General features: G+C 68.5%; 20 protein-coding genes. 13 read left to right on the top strand and 7 right to left on the bottom strand.

The features are described 5' to 3' along the window. The first annotated feature begins 37 nt into the window (after window positions 1–37). The 5 genes from ACXR2U_RS03275 to ACXR2U_RS03255 all read left to right on the top strand — a co-directional run bounded on the left by ACXR2U_RS03275 (window position 38) and on the right by ACXR2U_RS03255 (window position 6696). A complete protein-coding gene (locus ACXR2U_RS03275) occupies window positions 38–1174 on the top strand; it encodes a sugar ABC transporter substrate-binding protein (protein WP_458823493.1) in 1137 nt (378 codons plus the stop codon). Further along, complete coding sequence (locus ACXR2U_RS03270; RefSeq protein ID WP_458823492.1) at window positions 1171–1962, top strand: ATP-binding cassette domain-containing protein; 792 nt, start codon at window positions 1171–1173, stop codon at window positions 1960–1962. Before ACXR2U_RS03275 ends, ACXR2U_RS03270 begins: the two co-directional genes overlap by 4 nt. Next, window positions 1959–3206 carry a sugar ABC transporter permease gene (locus ACXR2U_RS03265; RefSeq protein WP_458823491.1) on the top strand — a complete coding sequence of 416 codons (1248 nt, stop codon included), beginning with the start codon at window positions 1959–1961 and terminating at the stop codon, window positions 3204–3206. The genes ACXR2U_RS03270 and ACXR2U_RS03265 overlap by 4 nt, the downstream gene beginning before the upstream one ends. A gap of 25 nt (window positions 3207–3231) precedes the next feature. Beyond that, window positions 3232–4608 (top strand): GH1 family beta-glucosidase, encoded by a 1377-nt coding sequence (locus ACXR2U_RS03260; protein ID WP_458823490.1) that lies wholly within the window; start codon window positions 3232–3234, stop codon window positions 4606–4608. A gap of 126 nt (window positions 4609–4734) precedes the next feature. Next, complete coding sequence (locus tag ACXR2U_RS03255) at window positions 4735–6696, top strand: RICIN domain-containing protein (RefSeq protein WP_458823489.1); 1962 nt, start codon at window positions 4735–4737, stop codon at window positions 6694–6696. Window positions 6697–7075: 379 nt separating this feature from the next. Here ACXR2U_RS03255 and ACXR2U_RS03250 read toward each other — a convergent pair whose 3' ends face one another. From ACXR2U_RS03250 to ACXR2U_RS03240, 3 genes are all read right to left on the bottom strand, one after another. Then, complete coding sequence (locus ACXR2U_RS03250; RefSeq protein ID WP_458823488.1) at window positions 7076–7471, bottom strand: hypothetical protein; 396 nt, start codon at window positions 7469–7471, stop codon at window positions 7076–7078. A gap of 50 nt (window positions 7472–7521) precedes the next feature. Next, window positions 7522–8220 (bottom strand): helix-turn-helix transcriptional regulator, encoded by a 699-nt coding sequence (locus ACXR2U_RS03245; protein ID WP_458823487.1) that lies wholly within the window; start codon window positions 8218–8220, stop codon window positions 7522–7524. A gap of 162 nt (window positions 8221–8382) precedes the next feature. Beyond that, complete coding sequence (locus tag ACXR2U_RS03240; protein ID WP_458823486.1) at window positions 8383–9594, bottom strand: MFS transporter; 1212 nt, start codon at window positions 9592–9594, stop codon at window positions 8383–8385. Window positions 9595–9647: 53 nt separating this feature from the next. On the opposite strand from ACXR2U_RS03240, the gene ACXR2U_RS03235 reads away from it, so the two are divergent. Beyond that, window positions 9648–10244: a TetR/AcrR family transcriptional regulator gene (locus tag ACXR2U_RS03235; protein WP_458823485.1), complete on the top strand. Its 597-nt coding sequence runs from the start codon at window positions 9648–9650 to the stop codon at window positions 10242–10244. 222 nt (window positions 10245–10466) lie between these two features. Here the strand turns inward: ACXR2U_RS03235 and ACXR2U_RS03230 are convergent, their stop codons facing one another. Further along, the gene (locus tag ACXR2U_RS03230; protein WP_458823525.1) at window positions 10467–10871 is read right to left on the bottom strand and encodes a DUF1622 domain-containing protein; all 405 of its coding nucleotides are present in this window, start codon (window positions 10869–10871) and stop codon (window positions 10467–10469) included. Between the two features lie 326 nt (window positions 10872–11197). Here ACXR2U_RS03230 and ACXR2U_RS03225 point away from each other — a divergent pair, with 326 nt between their 5' ends. Continuing rightward, window positions 11198–11950: a class I SAM-dependent methyltransferase gene (locus ACXR2U_RS03225; RefSeq protein ID WP_458823484.1), complete on the top strand. Its 753-nt coding sequence runs from the start codon at window positions 11198–11200 to the stop codon at window positions 11948–11950. A 241-nt stretch (window positions 11951–12191) separates the two neighbouring features. On the opposite strand, the gene ACXR2U_RS03220 is transcribed toward ACXR2U_RS03225, so the two are convergent. The 3 genes from ACXR2U_RS03220 to ACXR2U_RS03210 form a co-directional block, all read right to left on the bottom strand. Next, window positions 12192–12755 carry a hypothetical protein gene (locus ACXR2U_RS03220; RefSeq protein ID WP_458823483.1) on the bottom strand — a complete coding sequence of 188 codons (564 nt, stop codon included), beginning with the start codon at window positions 12753–12755 and terminating at the stop codon, window positions 12192–12194. Window positions 12756–13344: 589 nt separating this feature from the next. Continuing rightward, entirely contained in the window at window positions 13345–14316 is a 972-nt protein-coding gene (locus ACXR2U_RS03215) for a cation transporter (protein WP_458823482.1), read from the bottom strand. Window positions 14317–14748: 432 nt separating this feature from the next. Next, a complete protein-coding gene (locus tag ACXR2U_RS03210) occupies window positions 14749–15216 on the bottom strand; it encodes an ATP-binding protein (protein ID WP_458823481.1) in 468 nt (155 codons plus the stop codon). A gap of 222 nt (window positions 15217–15438) precedes the next feature. On the opposite strand from ACXR2U_RS03210, the gene ACXR2U_RS03205 reads away from it, so the two are divergent. From ACXR2U_RS03205 to ACXR2U_RS03180, 6 genes are all read left to right on the top strand, one after another. Continuing rightward, window positions 15439–15777: an ANTAR domain-containing protein gene (locus ACXR2U_RS03205; protein ID WP_458823480.1), complete on the top strand. Its 339-nt coding sequence runs from the start codon at window positions 15439–15441 to the stop codon at window positions 15775–15777. Window positions 15778–15862: 85 nt separating this feature from the next. Beyond that, window positions 15863–16258, top strand: a complete 396-nt coding sequence (locus ACXR2U_RS03200; RefSeq protein ID WP_458823479.1) for an ArsR/SmtB family transcription factor — start codon at window positions 15863–15865, stop codon at window positions 16256–16258. Window positions 16259–16487: 229 nt separating this feature from the next. Beyond that, window positions 16488–17165 (top strand): hypothetical protein, encoded by a 678-nt coding sequence (locus ACXR2U_RS03195; protein ID WP_458823478.1) that lies wholly within the window; start codon window positions 16488–16490, stop codon window positions 17163–17165. Between the two features lie 94 nt (window positions 17166–17259). Then, window positions 17260–18201, top strand: coding sequence for a S26 family signal peptidase (locus ACXR2U_RS03190; protein WP_458823477.1), 942 nt, complete (start codon window positions 17260–17262; stop codon window positions 18199–18201). Further along, window positions 18198–19082, top strand: coding sequence for a LamG domain-containing protein (locus tag ACXR2U_RS03185; protein WP_458823476.1), 885 nt, complete (start codon window positions 18198–18200; stop codon window positions 19080–19082). The genes ACXR2U_RS03190 and ACXR2U_RS03185 overlap by 4 nt, the downstream gene beginning before the upstream one ends. A 578-nt stretch (window positions 19083–19660) precedes the next feature. Then, window positions 19661–19975, top strand: a complete 315-nt coding sequence (locus ACXR2U_RS03180) for a hypothetical protein (RefSeq protein ID WP_458823475.1) — start codon at window positions 19661–19663, stop codon at window positions 19973–19975. Window positions 19976–20125: the final 150 nt, after the last annotated feature.

Here is a 20125-nt window from a genome sequence, read left to right as displayed (position 1 = left end):
CACCGTCACCCTGACGCTCTCGATGAGGAGAACCACGATGTCCGTCCCACGCCCCAGGCGCCTGATCCGTGTCGCGACCGTCGTGTCCGCGGTGGCCGTCCTGGCACTGACCGGCTGCGGCACCACCCGCTCGACCTCCGACCAGGCCTCGAAGGCTGCGCAAGCCGGCAACGCCGGGAACAAGACCATCGCCTTCCTGATGCCGTGTTCGACATGCGCCGACCGGTTCGAGAGCAAGGACAAGCCCTACTTCATCGACGCGGTCGAGAAGCTGGACCCGTCCATCAAGGTCATCGCCAACAACGCCCAGGGCGACGGACCTACACAGCTGCGTCAGGCCGAGGCCGCCCTCACCAACGGGGCCAGCGTCATCGTGATGAGCCCGATGACCGACGAAGCGGGCGCGTCCACGGTGGAGAAGGCCACGGCTGCAGGCGCCTCGGTGGTGGCGTACGACGGCATGGTGTCGGGTGGGTCGAAGCCCGCCTACTACGTCTCGTTCGACAACGAGACCGTCGGGAAGATGCAAGCGCAGTACCTGGCCGACAAGCTCCCGGCGGGCGCCACCATCGCCATGATCAACGGCGCTCCCGACAGCGCACCGGGCCAGGCGTTCAAGAAGGGCGCGCACGACGTCCTCGACCCCCTGTTCGCCTCGGGCGACCTCAAGCTGGGCTACGAGGCCGACACCCCGAACTTCGACGGGGCCGAGGGGCAAAGGGAGATGGAACAGGGTCTGACCAAGCTCGGTGACAAGGTCGACGGCGTCCTCGCCGCCAACGACGGTCTTGCGAACTCGGTCGTCACCGCGCTGACGGCGCGCAACCTGCAGGGCAAGGTCCTGGTGACAGGTCAGGACGCCACCGACGCCGGGCTGGAACGCATCGTCGAGGGCACTCAGTCCATGACGGTCTACAAGTCCATCCGCGACGAAGCAGAGACCGCCGCGAAGATCGCCGTTGCTCTGGTCGACGAGAAGGCCGACCAGGCCAAGGCGGTGGCCACCTCGACCGTCAACAACGGCACGGCCGACGTCCCCAGCGTCCTGCTGACGCCGGTGTCGGTCGACAAGGACAACATCACGGACACGGTGATCAAGGACGACTTCACCACCCTGTCCAAGATCTGCGTCAACGACGCCGCCAAGCAGCCCTTGTGCAGCGGCGCGTCGTGACCGACGCGCCCACGGGGCCCCTGACGGCCGACCACGGCGACGAGTTGCTCGTGTTGCGCGGCGGGGGCAAGCGTTACGGGTCGGTCGCCGCTCTCACCGACGTCGACCTGAAGGTCCGCGCCGGCCGGGTGCTCGCACTCGTCGGCGACAACGGCGCCGGCAAGAGCACCCTGGTCAAAGGGCTGTCCGGCAGCTCGCCCTTCGACTCGGGCACGCTCACGATGCGCGGCGAACCGGTCGCGATCAGCAGCCCGACCGATGCCTCTCGCCTGGGCATCGAGACCGTCTACCAGGACCTCGCCCTGTGCGACAACTTGTCGGTCGTTGCCAACCTCTACCTCGGTCGCGAGGTCCGACGACGCGACCGGATGCTCAACCGTCCGGCCATGCAAGCCCGCGCGCGCGACGTGGTCCGTGAGCTCGCCGTCACCCTTCCTGACCTCGATCGTCCGGTTGCCGCGCTCTCGGGCGGGCAGCGGCAAGCCGTTGCCGTCAGTCGCGCGGTGCTCTGGGGATCGCAGATCGTGATGCTCGACGAACCCACCGCAGCGCTGGGGGTCGAGCAGACCGCCATGGTCTACGAGCTCGTCCGGGGACTGCGCCGCCGCGGTCTCGGCGTGGTGGTCATCTCGCACAACCTCAGCGACGTGTTCGCCGTCGCCGACGAGATCGCCGTCCTGCGACTCGGGCGGAACGCCGGCACCTTCCGGCCCGGTGAGCACCAGCCCAGCGACGTCATCGCCGCCATCACCGGCGGCAACACCCTCCCGGGAGCCAAGATCGCATGACCGCTCACGTCGACCTCAGCAAGACGGCGACTGTCCAGGTCGGAACGGCGTCGCCGTCGGGTGGTTCCTCGTTCCGCGCGTGGCTCGGCTCGTCGGTGCAACGCGTCAAGGACGGAGACCTCGGGCCCCTCCCCGTCGTCATCGGGTTGGCCGTCATCTGGATCTACTTCCAGACCCGCAACGACAACTTCCTCACCGCCCGCAACCTCAACAACCTGTTCCTGCAGATCGCCGTTCTCGGAACGCTGGCGGTCGGACTGGTCGCGGTACTGGTGATCGGGGAGATCGATCTCTCCGTGGCGGCCGTGAGCGGCTTCTGCGCCGGAGTCCTCGCCCAGCTGCTCGCGCACGGGTGGAGCACAGGTCCGGCGATCCTGGTCGCACTGGGAACAGGGCTGCTCATCGGCCTGGCCCAGGGCGTGCTGATCATCTTCGTGCACATGCCGTCGTTCGTGGTCACCCTCACCGGTCTGCTGGTGTGGCAGGGCTTGCTGCTCGGGCTCATCGGCGACGCCGGAGAGATCCGCATCGCCGACCCGTTCGTGAAGTCGATCGCCAGCAGCTACCTCACCACCGGCTTCGCCTGGACCCTCGGCGGCCTGCTCATCGCGGCCGTGGCCGTCACGGGTCTTCTCGCCCGCCGCAGCGAACGACGCCTCGGCCTGACCCCGAAGCCGTGGTTCCACCTCGCCGCCCGGGTCGCGATCGTCGCCGCGGCCGTGGCCGTCGTGATCACGGTGCTCGACCGGTACTTCGGTGTGCCGTGGGTGCTGGTGTTGCTGGTCGGCCTCGTCGTCGCACTCGGCATCGTCTTGAACCAGACCGCGTGGGGCCAACACCTCTACGCCGTCGGCGGGAACCGTGAGGCCGCCCGGCGAGCCGGCATCGGGGTTCGCGGCAGCGTGCTCGCCGTGTTCGCAGCCGCCGCGACCATCTCGGCCCTGGCCGGCATCCTGGACGCCAGCCGCCAGTTCGCGGTGTCCAACGCCGCCGGTGGTGGCAACCTCGGACTGAACGCCATCGCAGCCGTCGTCATCGGCGGGACCAGCCTGTTCGGCGGCCGCGGCAAGGCCTACACCGCCCTGCTCGGCGCGCTCGTGGTCGGCTCGGTCGCCAACGGCCTGGACCTGCTCGGCGAATCCGCGGCCGTCAAGAACACCACCACCGGGATCATCCTGCTCGCCGCTGTCGCCGTCGACTCCCTGAGTCGTCGTCGCCGCCAGGTCACCGGCCGCGCGGCCTGACCTGCCCGAACCCGAGAGGCACACCGTGACCAGCACCGCTCGCTCATTCCCCCGCGGCTTCCGTTGGGGCAGCGCCACCGCCGCCTACCAGATCGAAGGCGCCGCCGCCGAGGACGGCCGGACACCGTCGATCTGGGACACCTTCGCTCACACGCCCGGCAACACCAAGCACGGCGACCACGGCGACGTCGCCTGCGACCACTACCACCGCCTCGAGCCCGACCTCGACCTGCTCACGACGCTCGGCCTGCAGGTCTACCGCTCCTCCGTCTCCTGGTCCCGCGTCGTCCCGCACCCTGACGGCGAGGTCAACGCCGCCGGCCTGGACTTCTACGACCGGGTCGTGGACGGCCTGCTCGCGCGAGGCATCGACCCGATGGTCACCCTCTACCACTGGGACATGCCGCAGTGGCTGCAAGACAAGGGCGGATGGGGCAACCGCGATGTCGCCGACCACTTCGCCGACTTCACCGAGGCGGTGCTGACCAGGTTGGGCGACCGCGTCCCCACCTGGATCACGGTGAACGAGCCGTTCTGCGTCACGTACATCGGCCACCTCGAAGGTCGGCACGCACCCGGCCTGCAAGACGAGGCGCTCGCCGTCTCCACCGTCCACCACGTCCTGCTCGCCCACGGTCGAGCCATGCAACGGATACGCGCGCTCGCACCGCAGGCCGAAGCCGGCATCACCCTCAACCTCTCCGACGTCCACGCCGCCACCGACCGCTCCGAGGACGTTGCAGCCGCCAACAAGGTGGACCTGGTCGAGAACCGCATGTTCCTGTCGCCGGTGCTCCGCGGGGAGTACCCGGACGACGCCGCGTCGTTCTACCAGGGCGTCACCGACTTCTCCTTCGTCCGACCCGGCGACCTCGAACTCATCTCCTCGCCGGGGGACCTGCTCGGCGTGAACTTCTACGAGCAACACCACGTGGTCGCGGCCGACGGGCTCGGCGACGGCAAGAACGACCGCGTCCGAGGCGCCCGCAAGTTGACCCCTGAGCCGCCTGTCACCGACGGCGGGGTCGCCATCCGCCCGCGAGCCCTCTACAACGTCCTCACCCGACTCCACCGGGACTGGACCCCGTTGCCGCTGTGGGTCACGGAGAACGGTCTGGCGCTGCACGACTACGCCACCCCGGACGGGCAGATCCACGACCCCGAACGCATCGCCTATTTCGACGGGTACTTCCGCGCTGCCGCCGACGCCATCGACGACGGCGTCCCGTTGGCCGGCTTCATCGTCTGGTCCCTCATGGACAACTTCGAGTGGGCCGAGGGCTACGGCTGGCGATTCGGGATGGTCTACAACGACTACCCGACCCAGACCCGCATCCCGAAGGACAGCGCCCGCTGGCTACAGCGGGTCATCGCCGCGAACGCGGTGCCGCCGTTGGCCTGACCTTGACTCCGGACAGTGGTGTCGGCGAGTGGCACCGACCGTCCGGGACGTTGCGGCTCGTGCCGCGACGTCGACCGACGCCCCGGCCGGGACGCCGGACCCCCGACACCGTCACAGGAGACAACCGTGTCGCACACCCCCCGCCGACCACGCCGCCGCGTGGTCGCGCTCGGTGCAGTACTCGCCACCGCCGCAGCGCTCGCCGCGGTCACCACCGCCGAACCCGCCCAAGCCGTCGGCGAAACCCTCAGCGTCACTCTGACCAAGGCCGACGGCTCGGCCAACCTGTCCCCACAAGCGTCCATCACGCTGGGCGCCGTCACCACCGGATCGCCGAACGTGGTGGTCAACGACTCGATCACCTCGCAGACCATCTCCGGCTTCGGAGCGTCGTTCACGAACTCCTCGACCTACCTGCTGTCCCAACTCAAGACGTCCAGTCCCAGCCAGTACTCCTCGTTGATGAACGACATCTTCAACACCTCGACCGGGCTGGGTGAGTCCTTCTGGCGGCTACCGATGACCTCCAGTGACTTCACCGCGACGAGCACGCACTACACCAGCGACGACACCGCGGGCCCTTCGAGCAACCCGACGCAGAACTTCGCCCTGACGTCGTCGGAGACCGGCTACATCATCCCGGTCATCAAGGACGCCCTCGCGATCAACCCCAACCTGCAGATCGTCGCCAGCCCCTGGTCGGCGCCGGCCTGGATGAAGACCCCGCAGTCGATCTTCGGAACCTCCGGCGGGGTCCAGACCACCCTGAACCCCACGTACAACCAGGCGTGGGCGGACTACTTCGTCAAGTGGATCAAGGCCTACCAGACCGCCGGCGTGCCCATCTTCGCCGTCACGCCACAGAACGAGCCTCTCTACACCCCGTCGGACTACCCCGGGATGAAGTGGGACGCGACGGCCCTGGGGAGCTGGATCCACAGCTACCTCAAGCCCTCTTTGACCTCGGCCGGCCTGTCGACACCCATCCTGGGCTTCGACCACAACTGGGAGTACGCGAACCCGGACCAGGGCCAGTTCCCGCAGGCGCTGGTGGCCTCGGCCGCCAACCCGGACCTGGCCGGGACGGCCTGGCACTGCTACGACAACACCAGTGACCCGGCGGCGATGACGCTCGTGCACAACCAGTACCCGAGCAAGGACGCCTACGAAACCGAGTGCTCCTCAGATGTCGGACCGAGCGACATCATCAGGTACGGCACCGCTGACATGGCACTGCTCTCGACGCAGAACTGGGCGAAGAGTGTCGTCCTCTGGAACCTGGCCCTCACGTCCTCGGGCGGACCGCACCTGGGCGGGTGCAACGGCTGCAAGGGCATGATCAGCATCGACGGCACCACCGTGACCAAGACCGGCATCTACTACCAACTGGCGCAGCTCGCCAAGTTCGTCAAGCCGGGCGCCGTCCACATCTCGTCCACGGTCAACGCCCGCGGAATCGTCACCTCCGCCTTCAAGAACCCCAACGGTCAAGAGGTGCTGGTGGCCACCAACACCAACGCCACCAACACCACCTTCACCGCGACCTGGAACGGCAAGGGCTCGTTCGCCTACACCCTGACCCCGCGGGCAACCGCCACGTTCGTCGGGTCGATCGGCGCCGCGACCGCTCAACCGACCACCCCCGGCAACAACCGGGTGTTCCGCATCGTCTCGCGCGTCAGCGGCAAACCGTTTGGTGTGGAGGGCTCCTCCACCGCGAACGGCGCCAAGATCGTCCAGTACACCGACAGCGGGGACCGCGACCAGCAGTGGCGCTTCGTCGACGCCGGGTCCGGCTACTACAACATCGTGAACGTCAACAGCGGCGCTGCGTTGGACAACCCGAGCGGGAGCACCACGAACGGCACCCAGGTTCAGCAGTACGCCATCAGCGGTACCGGCAACTCGAACCAGCAGTGGGCGTTCACCTCGGTGGGCAGTGGTTTCTACAAGATCACCAACCGCACCAGCGGGCTCGGGCTCGACCTGACCGGCGGGACGCTGACCGACTCGACGTACGTGCAGCAGTACTCCGTCACGGGCAACGGCAACTTCGGTCAGAACTGGCAGCTCGTCCCTGTGGGCTGATCGCAGCCCCGCCCAGACCCCGCTGCCGGGCACGAAACCGCCTTCGTGCCCGGCAGCGGCGTGTCGCTCCGAACCCCGTCACCAGTCATCAGCGCGCCGCGGACTCGGCAGATCGTGGAGAGACGACACGGATGATCGAAGTCTTGGAGGGAGACGAAGCTGCCACGCCGCGATGCGCCGGAGGAGTCGCAGAAAGGCACCCTCACGCGCACCGTCACCAGGCGTCGACGGTGTTGATGTCTCAGTCGTGCATTGTCTGCGGAGGCGAAGCCGCAGCCGAGCCGGCCCGTAGCAACAAGCGCGCCTGCACTGCGACCACGGCATCGTCCGGGCTCGCCTTGTAGCTGCCTCGGGGTTGCTCGCCGGGACGGTCGGTCCATCAGACAACCGACCCCGAGCGGCTCGGCAGGAGTCGGGCGCCGGTGACCGACCAGACGGTGCGAATTCGGCATTCGTCGTCGAGGTCGAGGACGTCGATCCCGGACAGCATGCCGCGCCCGGCAGACCGCTCGACGTCCCACGTCAGCGCCACGCGGTTGGTCACGGGGTCAGCGACGACCACTCGGGTGGTGAAGATGTTGGGTGTGGCCGCGTGGTAGCGCTCGACGAAGGCCTGCAGGCCCGCGGCGTCGGTGATGGCGTCGGCGACGGGACCGACACCGAGCCAGAGTGCGAACGGGTCGGCGACGAGGTGGTGGGCGAGCGACGGGGCCTCGCTCCACATGAGCAGCCACGAGTCGGCGAGGGCGGTCGCGCGTGCGATGTCCAAGGTCATGACGCCTACTGTCGAAGTGAACGGCGACAGCGTCCTGTCGGTGTTCGTGGTCACATCGCACCCAGCGGCCTCGCGTCGAGCCGCGCGAGCTCACGTCGCAGTACGGCATCGTCGCGGGGCGCTGGGTGCTCATCGAGCAGATCGGCGGCCAGCACTCGGTCGAGTCGGAACCCTCGCAACCCGCCCCGCAGGCGGCACCACCCGACCAGGTACCAGGACGGGTCGGCCCACAGCAGCCCGAGCGGTTCCACGTCGCGTCCGGTCTCTGCACCGGACCGGCCACGGTAGGTCAGGCGTACGACCCGGTGCTGGGCGACGGCATCGCGGATGGCCTGCTCGTGCGCGGTAGCCGCAGCGTCGCCCGGCACGACATGAACGTGCTCGGCGAGCTGCTCCTCGCGCCGGCGCACGTCGGCCGGCAGACCGGCTAGCACCTTGTGGGCGGCGCTGCGCGCGTCGTCCCGAAACGGCGACGACGCGACCGAACGCAACGCCGCCGACAGGGCCAAGGCCTCCGCGGCGGTCAGGGCGAGCGGCGGGAGGGTGTGCGCAGGGTCGAGCGCGTAGCCACCGCCTCGGCCGGGTTCGGACCAGATCGGAACACCCGCGTCGCGCAGCCCGATCAAGTCGCGCTCGATCGTGCGGGTGCTGACCTCGAAGCGACGCGCCAACCAGGACGATGTCCTCGGGCGCGGGGCAACGGCCCGCAACTCCTCGACGAGGGCGTAGAGCCGGTTGGTGCGGTTCACCTGGCCATCATCCGTGGGCGGTCCGACATCCGGGTGGCGGCGGCGATCTGGCCGCGGCGATGTGCTCCCACCGTAGATGTCGCAAGCGTCGGTGCCATGACCCCGACAGCCGCGTCCTCGCTCACAGTCGGATCGCGAAGAGGAACGCGGGTCCGTCGGCCGTCACCTGGCTGTGGAAACAGGCGGATCGCTGATCTCGGCTGTTGGTCGTGCCACCGCGGCTCGGCCGAGAAGCCCGGAGATCACGGACGCACCGGCGGCGACGGACCACAGTCCGGCGGCTGTCGCGACCCGGAGCAGAGCGAGACCACTGATCGGGCCGAGCGCAGTGCCGACGTCCTGGCTGATCGACAACGCTGCCTGGTACGACGCTCGCTGGTGCATGGGGGCGCGGCGGGTCACCAGGGTCGAGACGGTCGGGCCGTAGAGCATCGCTCCGACCGCGGAGATCACGACGGCCACCACGAGCACGGTGTAGCCGGCGGGCGCGGCGATGAGGGCAGCGAGGCCGGTGCCCTGCAGCAGGCCTCCGACGAGGAGCAGACGGCCCGGAGCGGTTCGTGCCGTCAGGCGGGTGATCGGGACCTGCGCGGCGATGGTGACCAGCGCGGCGATGGTGAACAGTGATGCGAAACCTGTGGTCCCCACGGCGGTCTGGGTGCGCAGGGCGACGAGACCGTCGGCCTCGAACCATGTCCCGGCGACGGCGAGCAGTCCACCGGCCGTGACGAGGCCGGCGAGCGCGCGATCGGCGCGCAACGCCCGCAGCGTGCCGGGAGGGATCTCCGGCTCGTCGTCCCCTTCGGCCGCGCGCCCAGGAGCGTCTCGCGGGACCGCGGCGACTTCGAGGACGACGGCGAGCAGCAGCAGGCCGGCGCTGAGGGCGAACACGGCGTCGAGGTCGACCAGCACGACCAGTGCACCCAGCAACGGTCCCGCGATCCGCCCTAGGTTCGAGCCGACGGTCAGCAGACCGAAGGCGTGCGGCAGTTGTTCCTCGGGCGTCACGTCGCCGACGATCGCCGCGACGGTCGGGTGGAAAGCCGACTCGAAGACACCGGCGAGCAGGAACAGCACGATGGCGGCCCAGGAGACGTCCGTGACCGTGAGGGCACCGTATGCCGCGGCTGTGCCAGCGCTGGCGATCACGAGGACGCGACGTCGTCCGACGCGGTCGGCGAGGCCGCCGCCCGCGACTCCGGCGCCGAACTCGCCCAGCGCTTGGCCCACGAACAGCAGTCCGGCGGCAACTCCGACGAGTCCGACCCGGTCGTGGGCCCAGACGACGACGAAGGGCAGGAGGGCGGTGGTAGCCGCGGCTTCGAAGGCGAAGGCCAGGACGAGAGCCGGGACCACCCGGTTACGGGTCTTCATGTCTCGAAAGCTACCACCGTTACGGGGCACGGTGTCTCGTTTACGATGCAGAAGTGACCACCGCGCGTGACAGGGGCGGCCGCCCGCGCAGCGAGCAGGCCCGAACCGCGATCCTGCACGCCGTCGACGACCTGCTGGTCGAGGTGGGCTACGCCGCGTTGACCATGAAGGGCATCGCCGAGCGGGCCGGCGTGGGCCGTCAGACCGTCTACCGGTGGTGGTCCACCAAGGCCGAAGTGTTGTTCGAAGCAGCGATCACCGACGCCGCCCGCGAACTGCAGGTCCCTGCGGCCGACACCACGGCCGAGGAACTCACGACGTTCCTCGCCGCTGTGACGGCGTTCTTGACGACGTCGGATGCGGGCGCGGGGTATCGGGCCCTGGTCGGGGAGGCGCAGCACGACAGCGCGGTTGCCGAGCTCATGACCTCGGTGTCGCTGTTCGACGACGCCGCCGGACCGCTCCTGGAGCGGGCGCGCTCACGCGGTGACCTCGACCCGGCTGTCTCGCTCTCGAGCGCGACAGCGCTGCTCGTCGGCCCGGTGTTCTTCCGGCTGATGACCGGCCCGGCCGTCAGCAGCCCATGTGACCTCTCCGCCGCGACCCTCACAGCCCTCGCGGGCATCGCACCACAGTCGACGGCCATCTGACACGAGAGACACCAGTGCGCGCCGCGGCGCCCCGCACCTTGCCCTCGAGTGAGATCGCGCGGCAGACAGCGGCTGTACCTCGGAGTCGGCGCGGAGCGGTGGCGCGGCGGTCGGACGTGGAGAGGCGCGGACGAGTTCGTGCTGTTCCGGCAACACCTGACCATGCGCTGCGTCGACGCCGCGCACAGCGTGCGACCGACAACGCTTGGTGTGGCCTCTGCGCTACAGGGTCGTTGCCGTCGTACCTGGCACCTCGTACGACGGCGTGGTGCTACCAGCCGGCCCCCGGTGAGCATCCGTCTGCCGAGCCCGAGCGTGGTCGGCATCGACCTGGGCGCGCTCTTCCCGGATCTCCCGCGCGAGGAAGAAGTTCAACGCGGTGCGGATGGCGGCGACGGCCGCGAGCTGGCCGATCTCGTGGAAGCTGGGTGCTACGGCGGTGCGCAACACATCGCCAGCCAGTTGCAGCTCCAGCCCGAGAGCCAAGAACCTGCCCAGGGTCAGTCGGATGGGCACGAACGCCTCGGTGCGTCGCTTGCCCGCTGCGGTGACCAGGAACCGGATGAACGCCCAGGCGGCGCCGACGGCGATGACGGCGGCACCGCAGGCCTCGACCACGGTGACCATCACCCCCACGACGTCGGCGACAACGCTCTCCGCACTCACGTCTCGGGTCCGCGGTCGTCTCGGAGAACGGGCATGCCGGAGAGTGTCCTCCGCGGCTGGGCACCTCGGGCGTCGCCGTGGGGTGAGGCGAGGCGTGTTCGTGCGGTGTCACGGATTCATCGTGAAAGGTCCGACGCCCGCAGTTTGCCGCTGTGATCGAGCAGCGCCGCACCTGACCCGAAGTCACCGGGAACCGCATGCTGTCGAGGGGAGGCGTGCAGGATGCAGGCGTCGATGGCTCGAACCGGACCGTGCGCACACCGTGGACGTTGCGGGACGATGCGTGGGTGGCTGACGAGGTGTACGACCGGATCGGTGTCGGTTACCACCGTGGGCGACGACCCGATCCGCGTTGGCAGCTCGAGGTCGACCGGGCGCTCGATGATGCCCGCACGGTCGTCAACGTCGGGGCGGGCACGGGGTCGTACGAGTCGCCTGGCCGCACCGTGCTCGCCGTGGAGCCGTCGTCGGTCATGATCGCGCAGCGGCCCCCCGGTGCCGCGCTCGTGGTGCGTGGTGTCGCGGAGCACCTACCGGTTGCGACCGACGGGTTCGACGTTGCCACCGCGTTCGCCACGCTGCACCACTGGCCGGACTGGCGGGCGGGGCTCGCGGAGTTGCGGCGTGTGGCGCGTCGGGTCGTGGTCGTGCACTTCGACTCGACCACGCACGCGAACTTCTGGTTGGTCGAGCACTACCTGCCTGAGATGGCTGAGGCGTGGGGGCGTGTCGCGTCTCTCGTGGACGTGTCGGCGGCGCTCGGCGAGCGCGTCGAGGTGCGCGTGTTGCCGGTGCCGTGGGACTGCGTCGACGGATTCGTCCCGGCGTACTGGCGCCGACCGGAGGCGTACCTCGACCCGTCGGTCCGGGCGGGGATGTCTGGCTTCGCGCTGCTCGACCCGTCGATCGTCGAGCGCGGGATCTCGGACCTGCGCGCCGACCTGTCATCCGGGCGGTGGCACCGCACGCACGCAGACCTGCTCGAGCTGTCCAGTCTCGACGTGGGATGGCGCCTCATCGTGGCGGATCGGCAGGGGTGAAGCTGTCGAGAGCTCGGTGAGGCCACCCGTGCCGCGCGGAGCTTCTCGGTCGCTGCGACACGGTTCCCGCACGCAGGGTGTGCGTTCGCCCACGGGCAGACCATCAGTGGGCGAGGACGGGTTCCCTCACGCGTGAGCCGGGCCGTGCCTGCGCCACTCCGTAGCGGCTGCTGCCGACGGTCTGGTTGTCGGTTGTCTGCATCATCCTCGGGCTCACGCGGTCACATGTTCGTCGAATGCATCAATCGCCCACCAGCGGGAGAGTCCAGACCCCTCGGCCGGCGTGGGTCAGTCCGCGTGCGGCCCAAGCCGTGCGTACCGCTTGCGGTACACCGTCGAGGAACGAAGGAGCCACTTCGTCCTCGGTGTGGCGGCGCGGGTAGCTGGCGATGAGAGCGCTGGAGCCTGCCAAGCGCTGACGGATGAGGTCAGCCGAGCGCAGGGGTAGGCCAGCGTCGGCACCGGCCGTCGTGACATCGACACCCAAGAACACGACGATGCTGTCGATGGGACCGTCGACGATTCCCTCGCGAGGGCATCCGTCAGAAGTCAAGAGCACGGCGCCGACGTGCGCGACGTTCCCGCCGTACGCAGCGACAGCTGTCGCGAGCGCGGCGGGCCGCCGCACGTCGAACACGGCAACCGCCCCCCGACCCGTCACCTCTTCACTGTCGAAACCACAGCGCACGGCCTCGACATCCCACCAGCTCACCGCGTCCAGTTCATCGGCGACTCCGTCCGTCTCAGGCAGAATCTGCTTGCCGGAGTAGCGGAGCTCGGTCCACGTGTCCTCAGCGCTGGTCATCGCCTGAGGATGTCCGCTGCGCCTGGGGCTTTCACGCCCCAGCGAGCTGGCACACAGGTCAACCGGACCACGTCGCCCGGCCTCGAGAGCGCCATCCCTCTCTCGTCGGGGTGTTTCGCGTGTGGAGCTGGCCGTGTACGGCCCTCGACTGGGGAACTGCTCGCTCCACGGACGTCGCGGTCTCCACGGGTGACCGTTGCAAGCCCGTGCAGTTCCGCAACCCTGCTCTCCGAGAGCTCAGTGAACACGTCGCTGACGCGGTGAGGACCGTGGAGGTCGTCATGGATTCCGGCGAACCCCTTGCTGATGTGTTGCAGGTCAGCTCGGGTGTGAGAGGTGTGCTCAGACCACCTTCCCGGGATGGCCAGTGGCGACAGGTTCGACACCCCGGTTGCTGGAGAGCTGTCCGACGATCGCCAGGCCTCGGCCGGATGACGAAGAGGCATCACTCATCACTCCGTCCGGGCTCCTGTCGGTGCCGAGTTCAAGGACAGCGACGTCGACAGCCAACGGCTCCACACGGAGGCGCAGCTCGATCTCGGGCCCTTCGTACCCGACCGCGTGGACGACTTGTTCGGAGACCACGAGTTCAACATCCATGAGATCCCGTCGTCCCACCATCTCCGCTGGTCCACCACGAAAGGTTCGGCCTGGCGCTCGGTTGACGGGCCGGCCGGCAGCGCGAGGATGCCGGTGTCGTGGTCGCGAGTCGGGATGTCGACGCAGCGGGGGCGTCGTCCTGCGGGCCATCGCGGTGAGCGTCGGCAGTGGCAGCCAGGGCGCGTTGTGTCCCTCTCGCGAGATGTGGTGCAGATCGGGTGGGCCGGACGACGGACGGCCGGATGCGCGGTGTGCGTCGCGGGGACCTCGGCGTGGTGCGCATCCGATGTGCGGTGCGGGTGCGTCGAGGAAGATCCAACCGCTCGAGGCCGTCGAGGCCGTCGAGGCCGTCGAGGCCGTCGAGGCCGTCGAGGCCGTCGGGGCCGATGAGGTCGGTGACCTCGGCCAGGGTCTGGCTCACGTGGTCACCGAGGCGGAGCAGGTCGTCGGCGGTGACACGCGACGGGTCGGTGAACACCTGCCCGAGGTCGCGCGAAGGCTCGTGCAGGACATCGTTCGATGTCGGCGGCGACGGATTCGACCGCGGTCGCGCTGAGGTGGTCGTCGACCTGCACCGCGCGGCCGAGAGGCCGGAGGCCGGGCCGAGCTGCGTGGTGACGATGTTCGGCACGGCGACGATCTCGCGGTAGCTGCTGATCACGGCGTACGCGGTCGCGGGCAGCATCGGGTCGGCGGCGTCGCCGATCAGCAGCTCCTTGGTGTCGCGACCGAGCACCACCGCGACGTACGCGAGGAGAGCGGCGATGACCAACGACGCCATGCCGTCCCATGCCGCGACGTGGGTGACCTGGTGCAGCACGGTGCCGACGAACGCGACCAGGACCCCGATCACTGCGACGGTGTCTTCGCTCGCGACGGTCTTGACCGTCGGGCCCGGACTGCGGACGACGAACTCCTGGAACGACCGGTGGGCGGTCCGGGCTTCGGTGGCGACCTGCACGAGCGCCCTGCGCAACAACGCTCCCCGAGGACGAGCGCCACCGCGAGGATGACGTGGATCGCGGTGAACTCGATCGATGACGAGTCGCGCTCGGCGCCAGAACCGGCGATGGCCTCGATGCCCTGGTAGGTGGCGAATCCATCGCCGGACACGAAGATCCCACCGCTGCGAACACGCCACAGAAGAAGCGTTCCTCGCCGTACCCGAACGGGTGGGTGCGATCCGCTGGTTGAGCCGCGCGAGCGCCACCATCACGGTTCTGCGGGTCTCGCTCATCGGCGCGTCGGTCGGTTGCTTGCTCTCGTGCCCACCTACGGAGGGGCCTCGCGCCCAACACTTCGCTCGGTGTGACCGACTCACGCGTTCAGGTCCTTGGAGGGGGCACGAGCCGCCGGCGCGGAGCACCATGCCGGCCGCCCCGACGTGAGGCTTTCAGCGCCGACGGGTGATGCTGGCCCACACGACTTTGCCCGGGGCGCCATCCGTGGCGGGTTCGACACCCCAGAAGCTCGAGAGCCGGTCCACGATCGCCAGACCGCGGCCGGTCGGCGAGGTCGTCCCGCTCACGGCGGTGTCATCGGGTATGTCGTCAGAGCCGTGGTCGAGCACGGCAACGTCGAGAGCGAACGGCTCCACACGGAGTCGTAGTTCGATGTCGGGTCGACCGTGTCGCACGGCGTTCGTGACGAGCTCGTACACCACCAGCTCGACGTCGGACAGGGTGACGCCGTCCAGCCAGCACCACCGGTCGGCCACGAACCGGCGCGCTTCGACCACTGCGGTCGCGTCCGCGGACAAGGCGAGGACAACAGTGTCGCCGTCGTCGCGTGGTGTCCTCGAACAGCTGGCGGGACGCGTGGGGACCACCGAGGCGGGATCGGGGGTGGCTGCCGCCGTCATGCGGTCCGGTATGCCCCGTCTGAGATGTTGTGATGCGTCAGGCGGGCACCGGCCCACCGGGCAGGAATGTGACGAGAGCGATCGGGAGCGCCGCAACCAGCGGTCGATCTGCAGCACGCCCACCGTGCGGTCGGTGAAGCCCGCGAGCGCAGAGGTGGAGCGTCCGAACCCGCATCGTCAGCCGCCTTACGGTGTAAGTCCCGAGTCGTTAGCCTCCATCCAGTGACCCACGCCTCCGACTCGGCGGCGACGGACACACGAGTCGCCGTCCTCGAGGCCCAGGTCGCCCATTGGAGGCAGAGGGCGTTGCAGGCCGAAACCGACGTCGCCGGCCTGCGGTCCGCCATGCCCCACCAACAACGCATCGGCGCGGCAGTGGGAATCTTGATGTCCACGATGAGAGTCACGGACGATGCCGCGTTCCAACTGCTCGTGCAGGCCAGTCAGAGCCAGAACCGGAAGTTGCGGGCCATCGCGGAGGACGTGGTGCTGACCGGACTGCCGCCGTCATCGGTCGGTGCGACTGTTCCGAGCTCGGTGGCCACCGAGTCATCGCGCTGACATGGGCTTGCCCGTCAGCAACCCTGTCCTGACTTGACGACTTCGTCAAGCGACGAAGTCGTCAAGCAAGCGGTAGCGTTCGCTTGTGCCGTTCACGCCTGGTCGTGCCATGCCGGAAGCCAGCGCCGCACTCTTCAAGGCCTTGGCTCATCCCGCGCGCGTTCGCGTGGTCGAGCTCCTCGCGGAGCGGGAACAGACCATCGGCGAGCTGGCAGCCGACACCGGTCTCGAGCTGTCCCACCTGTCGCAGCAGGTCAGCGTTCTCCGGCGAGCCGGCATGGTGTCGAGTCGCCGCGTGAGAAGTCAGGTGGTCTGCCAACTGGCGGATCCACACATCGGCGGCCTACTCGACGTCGCGCGGGTCATGCTCGCGACCCACCTCCAACGCACCCACGCCCTCCTCGAGGCGGAACTGGGCGCGTCGCCGCTCCTGGGCGCTGCCTCCGCGGCCCGGACCGTGCCCGCGATCGACGCGAGTTGACACTTCTGTCAAGTCGCACAGATCTCAAGAGGTTCATCACGATGAGGAAACGCGGTGCAGTCCGAATGTGGCTAAATATCGGGAAATAAGCCGCTTATACTCGCTCCACCCTGGGCTGATTTCCCTCGAGCATCAAGAAGTTCTCGTCCGAGAGGCTTGAAGCAGCACGTATTCGGGTACCTGTGGCGGGCGTAGGCCCCCGACCTCCTCCCCCGAAAGGCGTCCCCCCATGCCAACTCGCCGCTCGCTCCCGACACGCTCCCGCTGGTCCGGTCGCCGTCGCTTCGCCCCGTTGGCCGTCCTCGCCGGCGTCGGCGCCACCGCCGCACTTGCGCTGTCGACAACCGGCACGCTGTCGGCGTTCACCGCGCAGATCACGAACAGCGCCAACACCGTCACCGACGGCACGCTCGTCATGACCGAGAGCCAGACGGTCGGACAGGCCACGACAACCTGCAACAGCACCGACACCAACTCGGTCGCGGTCAACTCCGCCACCTGCACCACGATCAACAAGTTCGGCGGCGTCGCCAACCTCGTTCCCGGTGGCACCTCCTCGGCCACCATCGTCATCAGCAACACCGGCACGGCAACCGCGAGCGCCTTCACGCTCACTCCCGGCGCGTGCGCCCAGTCGGGCAACGTGGCCGGCAGCGCGACCGATCTGTGCTCGAAGATGACGATCAAGCTCGACAAGGTCGTCGGGGGAACCACCACCAACGTCATCCCGGCCGGGACCACCCTGGCCGCTGCGAACACGAACGGTGCCTACAACATCAACTCGATGTCGCCGAACGCCGCCGTGACATTCAACTTCACCGTCACGCTGCCCGCGGGTCTCACCAACGCCTATCAGGGCCTCACCGTCACCCAACCTCTCGTCTGGCTGTTCACCGCCGGTAGCTGAGGCTGTAGGCGCCAGCTCCTCTCGCCCGTGCCCGGGTCGGTCCGCAACGGCCGATCCGGGCGCGGCGTGGCGGGTCGACCCCAGAGGAAAGCAGGTGAGGTCGACGGTGGTCACCGAACCGGTTGAAGGAGACGTCTTGCCCCGTGACCACTTCGGACGTTCCACCCGTCGCCTCGTGGCGTCGGTGGCGGCTGCGGTACTGGTCACGGGTGTGCTCCTGGCGGTTGGTGTGTTCTGGTCGAGCGGCGGTCGATGGTTCGTCATCCGCACGCCGTCCATGGGCACCGCCGCCCCCGTTGGCGCGCTCGTCCTCACCCGACCCACTCGCGTTCACGAACTTCACGTCGGCGACGTGGTGTCCTTCCATCCCGTTGGAGCCGCAGCGTTCACCTACACTCACCGGATCGTTGCAGTCAACAACAATGCCGTCACCACCCGTGGCGACATCAACGGTAGCGACGACCCGTGGCGAACCACAGACCGCGAGCTGGTGGGCCGGGTGACTCTTGTCGTCCCCGGGCTCGGCTACCTCGCCCGGGCGTTGCCACTGCTCCTGGTTGGCGGCACGGTCGTCGTCGCCCTCACTCGGTGGTGGCTGGAGCCTGATCGTCGCGGCCCAGTCCGGTTACTGGGCTTCACGGTGCTGTACGCCGTGGCCTCGCTCGTGATCCACCCGTTCGTCGGACTGGTGCAACTCGAAACCACCAGCGGACCAGATGGCGCCGTCATCACCGCCGTCTCCACCGGTCTGCTCCCCGTGACGGTGTTGCCGCTTCCTGGTCACGGCACCGGTGACAGTGTCCATCTCGGCGCGGGCGAGGTCGGAACCGTCCACTTCGCGAAGACCGGGGGCAGCAGCCGCTACGCCATCATGGCTGAGCTCGACCTGTCGTGGGGTGGTTGGTTGCTGCTGGCTCTCGTGTGGCTGGCGCCCTCGCTGTGGGTGTTCGGCATCGGCTTCCGCCGCCATCCCCACCCTGCGTTCGAGGTCGGACTGTCTGATGCGGCTTCTCCTGCCATCGCCATGCCCACATGAACGTTCGCCCGCCGTCGCCCAGACTCCTGGCGTCCATACTCGCGCTCGCCACCGGTGCGGCCCTGGTGGTCGCAGTCAAGGTGCCTGGCACTGTCGGCGGATACTCTGCACGGCTGTCCAACGCCGCCAACGCCGTCACCACCAATTCGTTCTGGACCTGTGCCCAGGCCTCCACCACCCTCGGCGCGTCGGTCGCCTGGCCGCTCGATGACACCGGAGTGCTCAACGTTGCCGGAATGGCGCGGGACATCTCGGGCGCCAACCGCACCGGCCTCTACACCGTAGGAGGCGTCTCCTACCGCAGGGTGAGCACCGCCTGCCCACGTGACACCGTCAGCGGCACCGCCTACAACATCGTCCTGAACGGCAGCACCGGGTTCGTCTCCCGCACCACCGCGCTCCCTCTGGATTCCAGCTTCACCGAGTCGGTCTGGTTCAACACCACCACCACGCGGGGTGGTCGGCTCATCGGTTTCGGTAATGCCGCGACAGGAGCGTCGACCGAATACGACAGGCAGGTGTGGATGAACAACTCCGGGCAGCTGTACTTCGGCGTCTACCCCAATGCCGTCAAGACGGTCAACAGCACCGCCAGCTACAACGACGGCGCCTGGCATCAGGTGGTCGTCACTCTCGGCACCAACGGGATGACCCTCTACGTCGACGGCGCCCAGGTCGCCCAGGATCCCACTGTCACGACGGCGCAGACCTACTCGACCAATGCCATGTACCTGCGTGTCGGTTACGACAACCTCGACAACTGGGTGTCCATCCCCACCAGCTACTACTTCGCGGGGTCGGTACGGTTCGCTGCCTACTTCACCACGACATTGATCGCGGCCCAGGTGGGCGGCCTCTACGCCGCCGGCCTCGGATCCTGAACCAGATCGGCGGGCCGGTCTCATCGCCATTGCGTGCTGTCTACATCCTCGGGGTGCACCTGACCGCTCTTCCGTCACTGGTCCGGATTGCTCGTGCTGGACGGACGTCACGGTTGTTCACCCACGTAGACGGAGCGGCAGAACCGACCCGCCAGCACTCGTCAACGCAAGCCGAGCGTGGATGACTCGACCGTCAACGTGAGCCGTACGACAAGGCGGCGGACCCTGTTCGATGCGCCTTTCGCGGTGGTACTCCATCTGCGTCGCGCTCCATCGGGGGATGAGGGTGACACACTGCGGAGGGTCGGGCCACCGATGGTGGCGAACCCTCCACTTCGCGCCCGCCCGGGTAGGTACCGGAGTGTCTACCCGGGCGGGTCCCACGCGCCGACCTGCGTAGCGGGTGCAGCCCTCATCTTCCTGTTCCGCAAGGAGTGTCTGCACCCTCGTGGTCCGGCTCGCTCAGCTCGGTCCTGACCGCGCAGGCGGTACTTCGCAGGGCGCACTGTGAACGCCTCCGACAACAGCTCGCCGACTGACTCCGAGCGGTCCCGCCTGTCCGCGAGTCGGTCGTTGCGGTGGATCGAGTCGAGGATCACCGCCTTGTCCGAGCAGGGTTCACCGATGACCAGGGCCTGTTCATCTGGCGCAGCTCCAACGGCTTCCTGCTCGGTTCCCTGTTGTCGGAGACCAGCGCCATGACGCTCGCCGACCCCAAGCCCGGCGACAGCCCCACCGAGCAGCTGGACCCGCTGACCGGGAACGTGCCCGAACAGCAGTACACCGGCTGGCCGCCGGCCTCGCTGCCGGGCGTGTGGCCGGAGGAGTTCGACGCCGGCTTGGAGGAACTGCTCGACCGCATCGAACAATTCTCCGGAGTGTCTCGCGAGTGAGCGCGAGTCGCGTGTGCCTGCCCCGTGTTGCGACCAGCTCACATCGGTGTGCAGACGATGAACGCACCCCTTGGGGACTTGGGGACTTGCTCACTGTCGGGCCCACCATGACATCTCGGCTCTGCCACCCCGACTCAGGGCCACGGCCAG

Source organism: Jatrophihabitans sp. YIM 134969 (assembly GCF_054456675.1).
Note: the sequence above shows the minus strand (reverse complement) of the source record. Positions and strands in the feature narration are given on the sequence as shown.

What these genes read in the sequence shown, in the direction of transcription:
- ACXR2U_RS03275 (WP_458823493.1), top strand. Translation starts at nt 38, where the DNA reads ATGTCCGTCCCACGCCCCAGGCGCCTGATCCGTGTCGCGACCGTCGTG.
- ACXR2U_RS03265 (WP_458823491.1), top strand. Translation starts at nt 1,959, where the DNA reads ATGACCGCTCACGTCGACCTCAGCAAGACGGCGACTGTCCAGGTCGGA.
- ACXR2U_RS03240 (WP_458823486.1), bottom strand. Translation starts at nt 9,594, where the DNA reads ATGAAGACCCGTAACCGGGTGGTCCCGGCTCTCGTCCTGGCCTTCGCC.
- ACXR2U_RS03250 (WP_458823488.1), bottom strand. Translation starts at nt 7,471, where the DNA reads ATGACCTTGGACATCGCACGCGCGACCGCCCTCGCCGACTCGTGGCTG.
- ACXR2U_RS03230 (WP_458823525.1), bottom strand. Translation starts at nt 10,871, where the DNA reads ATGGTCACCGTGGTCGAGGCCTGCGGTGCCGCCGTCATCGCCGTCGGC.
- ACXR2U_RS03220 (WP_458823483.1), bottom strand. Translation starts at nt 12,755, where the DNA reads ATGACCAGCGCTGAGGACACGTGGACCGAGCTCCGCTACTCCGGCAAG.
- ACXR2U_RS03210 (WP_458823481.1), bottom strand. Translation starts at nt 15,216, where the DNA reads ATGACGGCGGCAGCCACCCCCGATCCCGCCTCGGTGGTCCCCACGCGT.
- ACXR2U_RS03185 (WP_458823476.1), top strand. Translation starts at nt 18,198, where the DNA reads ATGAACGTTCGCCCGCCGTCGCCCAGACTCCTGGCGTCCATACTCGCG.
- ACXR2U_RS03195 (WP_458823478.1), top strand. Translation starts at nt 16,488, where the DNA reads ATGCCAACTCGCCGCTCGCTCCCGACACGCTCCCGCTGGTCCGGTCGC.